The 8,806-nt window shown below is 46.3% G+C and carries 4 protein-coding genes and 4 pseudogenes; 2 read left to right on the forward strand and 6 right to left on the reverse strand.

Annotation, left to right across the window (positions count from 1 at the left end; all coding sequences use genetic code 11):
- Window positions 1-136: 136 nt before the first annotated feature.
- From JCM2765_RS15155 to JCM2765_RS15165, 3 genes and pseudogenes are all read right to left on the reverse strand, one after another.
- Window positions 137-2,502: pseudogene (locus JCM2765_RS15155) on the reverse strand (FtsK/SpoIIIE family DNA translocase).
- 25 nt (window positions 2,503-2,527) lie between these two features.
- A pseudogene (locus JCM2765_RS15160) lies at window positions 2,528-3,042 on the reverse strand (tRNA (cytidine(34)-2'-O)-methyltransferase).
- Between the two features lie 343 nt (window positions 3,043-3,385).
- Window positions 3,386-4,516: an AI-2E family transporter gene (locus JCM2765_RS15165; protein WP_225352131.1), complete on the reverse strand. Its 1,131-nt coding sequence runs from the start codon at window positions 4,514-4,516 to the stop codon at window positions 3,386-3,388.
- Window positions 4,517-4,666: 150 nt separating this feature from the next.
- Here JCM2765_RS15165 and JCM2765_RS15170 point away from each other — a divergent pair, with 150 nt between their 5' ends.
- Complete coding sequence (locus tag JCM2765_RS15170) at window positions 4,667-5,272, forward strand: copper homeostasis protein CutC (RefSeq protein WP_054737425.1); 606 nt, start codon at window positions 4,667-4,669, stop codon at window positions 5,270-5,272.
- Window positions 5,273-5,349: 77 nt separating this feature from the next.
- Here the strand turns inward: JCM2765_RS15170 and JCM2765_RS15175 are convergent.
- From JCM2765_RS15175 to yjbM, 3 genes and pseudogenes are all read right to left on the reverse strand, one after another.
- Window positions 5,350-6,248 (reverse strand): annotated as a pseudogene (locus JCM2765_RS15175) (RluA family pseudouridine synthase).
- Window positions 6,241-7,044: an NAD kinase gene (locus JCM2765_RS15180; RefSeq protein ID WP_054737426.1), complete on the reverse strand. Its 804-nt coding sequence runs from the start codon at window positions 7,042-7,044 to the stop codon at window positions 6,241-6,243. Before JCM2765_RS15180 ends, JCM2765_RS15175 begins: the two are co-directional and overlap by 8 nt.
- Entirely contained in the window at window positions 7,041-7,706 is a 666-nt protein-coding gene (gene yjbM, locus JCM2765_RS15185; protein ID WP_162231430.1) for a GTP diphosphokinase, read from the reverse strand. Before yjbM ends, JCM2765_RS15180 begins: the two co-directional genes overlap by 4 nt.
- 452 nt (window positions 7,707-8,158) lie before the next feature.
- On the opposite strand from yjbM, the pseudogene JCM2765_RS18420 reads away from it, so the two are divergent.
- Window positions 8,159-8,730: pseudogene (locus JCM2765_RS18420) on the forward strand (DsbA family protein).
- The last annotated feature ends 76 nt before the right edge of the window (window positions 8,731-8,806 follow it).

Here is an 8,806-nt window from a genome sequence, read left to right on the forward strand (position 1 = left end):
ACGGCTTTGGCGAGCGAAGCGATGACAAACAGCCGACACCAAAATCGCACCCAACCCTTACGCTGGACACAAACAATAGTGTACACAACAAAAAAGCCACCCATCAGATACTGACAGGTGGCTAACAACTGCTGATTTAAAGCTCATCATCCGTTGGTGGTTTTTGCTTATAAACTTGCCGTGGTTTACTGCCCTCTTGCGGACCAATAAAACCACCTTGTTCCAAATCATCGATCAAGCGAGCTGCCCGATTGTAACCGATTCGGAAGTGGCGCTGTAACAATGATGTACTAGCTTTTTGTTGATCAACAACAAAGTTTAGCGCATCGTCAAACAGTTCATCTTCAGAACTGGCTTGTTCCTCCGCGACTTCGTCATCCGTTACCATCATCTGTTCATCATACTCAGCCGTTTGCTGTTCACGAATAAAGTCGGTCACCCGTTCAACGTCTTGATCAGGGATAAACGCTCCCTGAACTCGAATGCCGGCATTTTTATCAATAGGTTGATACAGCATATCCCCGCGTCCAAGTAGCTTTTCAGCACCGTTCGCATCCAGAATCGTCCGGGAATCAACCCCGCTGGAAACTGCAAACGCGATTCGGGATGGCACGTTAGCCTTGATCAAACCGGTAATAACGTCGACGGATGGCCGTTGCGTTGCAATAATCATGTGAATTCCGGCTGCCCGCCCCATTTGGGCGAGGCGAATAATGGCATCTTCCACTTCGTTGGACACCGTCATCATCAAGTCGGCTAATTCGTCGACAATCACCACGATATAGGGCAACGTTGGTAACGGCTTATCCGTGGTTTGATTTTGTTCTTGAACAAATTGATTATACGTCGAGATTTTTCGTTGTCCCACTTTAGCAAACAGATCGTAACGCTGTTCCATTTCGTGAACCACTTTATGCAACGCGCGCGCTGCTTTTTTCGGTTCAGAAACCACTGGTGTCAGCAAGTGCGGAATCCCATTATAAACGCTTAATTCAACCTTCTTCGGATCAATTAACATCAACTTGACCTGATTGGGTTTTGCATTCATCAAAATGCTGGTAATAATGCCGTTAATCGCAACTGATTTACCACTCCCGGTAGAACCCGCAATCAGCAAATGAGGCATCTTGGTTAAATCAGAGGTGATTACTTGCCCAGTTACATCGCGTCCTAACGGGACCTCCAATAGGTGTGCTGGCCCATGTGGGACTGCTTCGCTCACTTCTCGGAACGACACCGTTGAAATCTCGCGGTTTGGCACTTCGATCCCAACAAGTGACTTGCAGGAATCGGTGCTTCAATCCGAATATCTTTAGCAGCTAAAGCTAACGCGAGATCATCCGCCAGATTAACGATTCGAGATACCTTGACCCCAATTGCAGGGTGCAATTCATACTCGGTCACGGAAGGCCCTAAGTTAACGTGTTTAATTTCAGCGTCAACGCCAAAACTGTCCAAGGTTTGCTTTAGGATTTTAGTATTTTTTTCGATCAGATCATAATCATCTTTTTGATCCTTTTGGGGAATCGGCGTCAATAGTGACGTATCCGGTAACTGATAGTTAGGATCTTCATCAACCGATGAGACCATAATTGGCTCATCATCGCCCTCCTCAGCCGCTGATTGAGCCGGAGGAATAGCCGGCGCTTTACTGCGTTGCGTCGCCACGTTAATTGGCACCGTATCTGCAGTCGTTGACCGTTCCGCTACCGGTGTTGGTAACGTCTTATCTTCCGGTGCCGTTAGTGGCGTGGTCGTTTCTGGTTGTGTGGTTGTTTCAGTCACCGCTGGCTTGGGTTGCTTAACTGGCCGTTTCGGTCGGTTAGCCTGAATCTGTTTCAAACGTGCAATCCCCGCCATCAACCGATCAGCCACCCAACCTGCTTTAGACCAGCAAAAGGCTGCAACAACTTCAATCACGTGCATGACCTGACCAACCGAAACGTTGAACAAAATCATTGCACCAACCAACATCAGTGCGACTGCAACGATCCGAGACCCGACAAAGGCGACTAAAAAGCTGGTGACGGTCAGCATCAGCGCCCCAATCGTCCCACCACCAAGAATGGCATTCACACTATCGTTAGCAAAATCATCACCAACTAATTGCCACGTGTACGCCACAAACCCAGTGTGTTGATTGAGCTGCAAAAATGCTGAAGTTTCTAACCACAACAGTACGCCTAGGTAAATCAAAACGCCTGACCAAACATAGCGGCCAGGTAACCGTGGCCACTTGCCAGTCACCACCAACGCAAGACCAGCAGCAATTCCTAGTAAAGCGGGAACGACGTAGGTATCCCCAACAATCACGCGAAGGATATTGGCAACGAACCGGCCAATAAACCCCGTTTGAAAGAGTGCAAGTAAACAGAGCGCTGCAACGATGCCGCCAATCAGGTTAACAGTGTAACTCGGTTGGCTCGACTTTCGGCCCCGCTTAGTTGGTCGACGCCGCGTGGTTGTCGTTTTCCGGCGGGTTGTTTTTCGTTTTTGTGCCACAAAATCGCCCTCCTACTTTGGCACCTTATTTTAACTTATCGTTTTCGTACGTATGGCTTAGCTCAAGGTGGCCAAAGTTTTGCTGGCGCAGCACTTCATAAATCACGATGGCAGCAGAGTTAGATAAGTTCAGTGCCCGGATATGAGAATCATCTTGAGGGATTCGAATGGCTTGTTCCGTATGTTGGCGCATAAATGGCTCTGGCAGACCCGTTGTCTCCTTACCAAACATGAAGTAAAAGTCACCACCAGCAACGTCGGTATAATCCCGTTGGCTGTACGCATAGTTCGCAAATTTAGAAACTAAAAACAACCGTGATAGATCCGGCACCGTTGCCATGAAGGCTTGTAAGTTATCATGGTAACGAATATCGACCTTATCCCAATAATCTAAACCGGCCCGTTTTAAGTGAGCATCGTCAACTGAAAAGCCAGTGGTTCAATTAAATCTAAAATCGTATCTGTACCGGCGCAGGTCCGGGCAATGTTACCGGTGTTGGCCGGCATAAGTGGTTCAAATAAAACAATGTGGTTTGCCATGTTACAACTTCCTCGCTCTCATCACTTAGTTATCTAAATGCTACCTGTAGACAGAAAAAAACGCAACCCCTCGGTGTCAACACGGCGAGGAACTGCGTTAATGAAGTGCAAATTCGACAGTGGCTGACGATTTCTCGACATCCGCTCCCGAACGATTTCTCGAAGAATAATTTAACACTAAATCACGAATAATGCAAGCTAATTCGCAAGGGCGACCTTATCAACCAAGTCACCCCAGACGTTGCTATCAGCCAGTTTTAAATTAGCGTTTCCATTGAAAGCGCCACCATTTAGATTTTACTGTGCTTCCGAAGTAGACCGACCTAATCATTCTGATTGCTTCTCAAAATCCGAATGTTGCCGGTACCAATGAAACAGCTCCGTCAAAATGACCTTCAACACCGCATAACCGGGAATGCCCAAGATAACACCCACAATGCCGAATAGTTTCCCCGAAGCCAACAGAATGAAAATAATCGTCACGATGAATCGACAAAGTATTTCCCAATACCAATGGTGAGATCACCCGCCCCTCCAAGGTTTGTTCGATGACAAAGACAATCAGCACCTTGATCAGCATCACGGGTGAAATAAACGCGCCAACCACGATTGATGGCACCATCGCCAGAAAAGAGCCTAGGTATGGAATCAAATTCAAGATACCTGAGGTAATCCCGAGTAGCAACGCAAACTTAAGCCCGATGATTCCGTAACCAACCGAAAACATCACGGCAACGAAAAAGGCCACCGTCAGTTGTCCCCGAACGTAGTTACTAACTTGCCGGTTCATATCCGTCAAGATGCGTAAAAACGATTCCCGCATCCGGTAAGGGACAAAATGGGCCAAGTATGATGGCACCCGCTGACCGTCTTTCAACAGGTAAAACAGAATAAACGGGGCCGTAATGAGCGCAATTAGTATGGTCGACAAATGCGACACAAAGCTCGCCAATGAATTCAATGACAATTTCATAAACTGTGATTGTTTTCCGCCACTGAGTACAGCCGCAAGATCTTGGTTTAGATTGGTGATTTGACCACGAAATTCCTTAAATGTTGCTCCCGGAAAGGCCTGTAAAACGAATGCTTCCAAGTGATCCCAGTAACGCGGCCAATTACGCAGCAACGATAAAAACTGCTCTTGAATAATGGGAACGATTGTAAATAACCCCCAGACGATCAACCCGATAATAATTAAAAAGATACCGGTGATCGTCACCAGTCGATTAACATGAAACCGTCGTTGCAACCGATCAACCAGTGGATTGATCAAGTAATACCCCACCCCTGCGATAATAATCGGGATCCCTAAAATATCAAATAACGACCGAATTGGTGTCCAAAGTCCGGGTAATCGACTTAAAATCAATAGATTTAGCAAAATCAGCAAACTAATCATCAACGCCACAACGACTTGGTTGTTCAAGACCATTTCGGTAAACCAACTCGTTAATCTGTGTCCAGTTCGTTTCAACGTTCCCACTCCCATCCCACAACTTTAATTATTTTCAGTGAAATTTCATTATTCGAGCGCGCTAAGTATGACATAATTATCGTAACAGTTTATAATCGATTCATTAACCGCGCAACCGATGTTACGCAACTATTAAAGGAGAGACTCACTTTGATTCTAACAGAACCCATTATCGAAACCTACACCGACCTACCCGCTGCTATTCATCAAGAACACCAACGCTTAAGCATTGCGTCCGCCGGTGTTACCCCCAGTAAAGGCATGATTGCAGAAGCAACGCTATACGCCCACGATCACGAAGCAACCCTCAGCGTTTGGATCAGTCCCAACGCACACTCGTTTGCCTACACTGATCCGGAGCTAAAAATTATGGAAGCTGACCTATTAGAAGCCCAGCAACTTGGTGCCGATGCCGCCATTTTTAGCGCCTTAACGCCTGATCACCAGCTTGATACTGAAGCGATGACCAACTTGATTGCGGCAGCTGGTGGCATGTCGTTATCCTTTGCTAACGGCATCGATGATATGACACCCGAAGTTCAGACCGAAACGATCACTTGGTTAGCCGATCATGATTTTGAACGGGTTTATGCCAGCGGGCATGCTGATCAACAAACTGCTGATCTTTCCCGACTTCAAAATCTCTGCACTGCCGCTGGGATTCAATTAGTCGCCCTTAACGTTAATGACGCGACCGAACTGGAAGCCCAACTTGGTATTACCGCTGTGGCACAGTCTTTTCAATCCGCTAACTAAATGAGTTAAAAAACGCCATGACTTCTTTCTAGGAAGCCATGACGTTTTTTAGTAGCTACCATTCGAACTCGACCAGTTTATAGCTGAGATTCTGCTTGAATTGCCGCTGCCAGATCCGCCGGTAACGGCGCATAACACGTTACCTCTTGTTGACTAAACGGGTTATAAAACTAACCGCGGCACAGTGTAAGGCTTGTCGGCGGATCCAAGGATTGGTTTGCTGACCATAAAGGAAGTCGCCAACCAGCGGATGTCCTAAAGCTGACAGGTGAACCCGAATCTGATGGGTTCGCCCCGTATGTAACCGAACACGTAATAGCGCTGTTTGCCGAAACTGATTGATTCGCCAGTACTCAGTTTGTGCTGGTTTTCCATCCGGGCGAACCATCCGTTTAATAAATGATTCCGGTGCTCGGCCAATCGGCGCATCAATCAGCTCGTGACGCTTGGCAAACTGCCCCTGCGCCAGACAAACATAAGTTTTTCGAATCGAATGCTGTTTCAACTGCGTATCCAACACGGTATGGGCAAAGTGGTGCTTGGCAAAAATCACCACACCACTCGTTTCGCGGTCAAGCCGGGTCACAATGTGGGTCACCTGACTCGGCGCCTGAATCGCCTCTAAATGCCCCTTAACGCGATTGACGAGCGTATCATCGGGATACAAGTGGGACGGCACCGAGGCAATTCCCGCTGGTTTGTTAACGACTAAAAAGTGATCATCTTCATATAAAATTGACAGTGGCACTTGAGACGCGTTGATCCGTTCACTTGCCGTTTCAGGCGGCAACGTAACGGTTAACTGATCACCAGTCACCATCCGGTGGGTCACCCGCACAACTTCACCGTTTACCTGAATATTGCCACCACTGAATTTGATCTGCTTCAACAAAGTTCGACTGATTCCCTGTTGTCTCAAAAAAGTCCGTACGTAAATCGGGACCTCGCCTAAATAGGGCCACGAAAACCTAATCATTTGGTTTAACCCCGATAAAGGATTCAGAAACCCGTTTCCAGAACTGGGTGTGCCGGTACTGTGCAAAATTGATCCGTTGTTTTGAAATTCGGAACGTCACTGAGTCGATCAGGCGATTTTCCACCATCATCTGGTCACACGTCATCAAATTTTCATCGGAATTGACCGGTTCAACTCGCACCCATTCGTTAGGTGAAATGACGATTGGTGACCCTAGTGTTCGAAACACCCGGTTATTGATCGAGGCAATTTCTGAAACTTGAATTGCCTTCAGTTCTGAACTAAGGACTGCCCCACCGGTCGACTTATTGTAAGCCGTGGAACCGGTTGGCGTTGAAACGCAAAGGCCGTCTCCTCGAAATACTTCAAACAATTGATCTTTAATGTATACGTTGGCCAACATCGTCCCGGTCACCTTTTTAATCGTCGCTTCATTCAAAGCTAATAACCGTTCCTTTTGACCATTGCCATACTTGATAAAAATATCCAATAGTGGATAGCTGACACTTTGACCGTTATCATGCGCTAAGCTATCGATCAACTCATCAACTTCATAGTCTCGCCAATCCGTGTAAAATCCCAGATGGCCCGTATGGATCCCAACAAACCGAATCGTGGCTAATTGATCCCGAAAGTGGTGAAAGGCCGTCAATAACGTCCCATCGCCCCCAACCGTGATCACAATATCAGGATGTTCATCGTCCAGTGTTAACTTTTCAGCCTTAATTTTGGCCTTTAATGCGTCCGAGACTTGTTTAGAAGCGTCCCCCGGATTACTAAAAATCGATATTTTCACCGTTGATCATCCTTCTTACTCTCATCATCTGTCCGTTCAGTCGGTGCCTTACCGTATGAAAATAGGTGTTGGGCCTCCTGAATCTCTTCGCGAATCTCTGACATCTCAGTATCGAGTTTAAAGGCCGCTTCCGCAGCCCGCTGCAATCGCGCACTCAATTCTTCTGGAAAAGCGCCCTGATACTTATAGTTCAAAGAATGTTCAATCGTTGCCCAGAAATTCATGGCTAACGTTCGAACCTGAACCTCAGCTAAGATTCGTTTTTCACCCGTGACCATTTGAACCGGATACTCGATTACAATGTGGTACGAGCGATAGCCGCTTGGTTTTTCATTGTGGATGTAGTCCCGTTCTTCCAAAATCGTCATATCTGACCGCTTTCGAAGCAGGTCCACGACCTGATAGATATCCTCCACGAACTGGCACATGATTCGTAACCCAGCAATGTCTTGCATATCTTGTTCCAAACGTTCCTCACTCACATGGCGACGGGTCATTTTTTCTTTAATACTTGCCACCGGCTTGACCCGCCCCGTTACAAATTCAATTGGTGGTCGTTGATTTTGATTTTGAAATTGTTTTCGCATACCCCGTAATTTAACTTTTAATTCATCCACTGCCTGGGTATAGGGCAGTAAAAAGTGATCCCAATTCTCAATCAATCCATTCACCTCGAAATCCTTGGTGTTTGTTTGTACAATCTGCAACAAACACCCTCAATTCTATCATATTTCGGCGAAACATAAATCATTTGTGTCATTGTTTTCACCGCATAATCGGCCGACCGTTTTGAAGGCTGATTTAACCTGATTGGCACTGGCTAAGTAACCGTAACCAAGTCCCAACCCAAGCCCAATAGCCTAGACCAGTCATTTAGCTTCAACGCTTTTTTCTTGACAAAACCCGGTAAAAATACGTGATACGACAAAGTAATTTAACTGTGCCAATTCAGTAACAGGGCCCTTGGGTGTCCCAAACAACTTACTTGCAATTCATCACGAATGCTATATGATTGTGTTTGAACCGATGGTCGTTAGTACCTAACGACTAAATAATGGAGGAAAAAACTTTGTTAGAAGTGTACCTTTTTATTAACCCATTAGGCAGTCGCTGTATGAAGTCGGAACGATGTATCCTAAAGCTTGCCGATCAAGTATTCGGCGACGTGTCCTATCAATTTATCCCATTACTCAATCCGCAGATTATCGATCAACACCTGAAATCAACTCATCAAGATTGCCACGATTTGAGTCTTCGTAACGATCAATTTAACTTACATTACCGCATTATCTTAGACTATAAAGCTGCGCTCTTCCAAGGCAAAAAAAGGGTCGTCAATTCTTATTGACCCTTCAGGATCGTTTGGTTGAAGCTGAAACGCCCTATTCAGACGACCTAGCAATTGATGTCGCTAAAGCCGTCAAATTAGATTTGCCAATGTTTGAAGAAGATCGTCAGTCCGATTTAGCGAAACGGGCTTTCCAAGCTGACCAACGTCTTGCCTCTGAGATGAAGGTCGATACGCCTTCAACAGCAATTATCTACAACGCGGATGTCTCAGACTGTGGCCTCTTACTTTCAGATGTGACCTACCAATCACTATACGAAATCTGCGAACACAACGGGTTATTAGCCCAACAGGCGCTTTCTGGCCAGTTGACTAACCCTAATCTTCACGTGCTGTAGCATGGGACTTTAGTATCATGTGCCCGGCGATAACTTTAACGTTGTCGCCGGGCTTTTTGGTGTCGTCTTGCTGACG

This window comes from Secundilactobacillus similis DSM 23365 = JCM 2765 (assembly GCF_001311075.1).
Lineage (GTDB): Bacteria > Bacillota > Bacilli > Lactobacillales > Lactobacillaceae > Secundilactobacillus > Secundilactobacillus similis.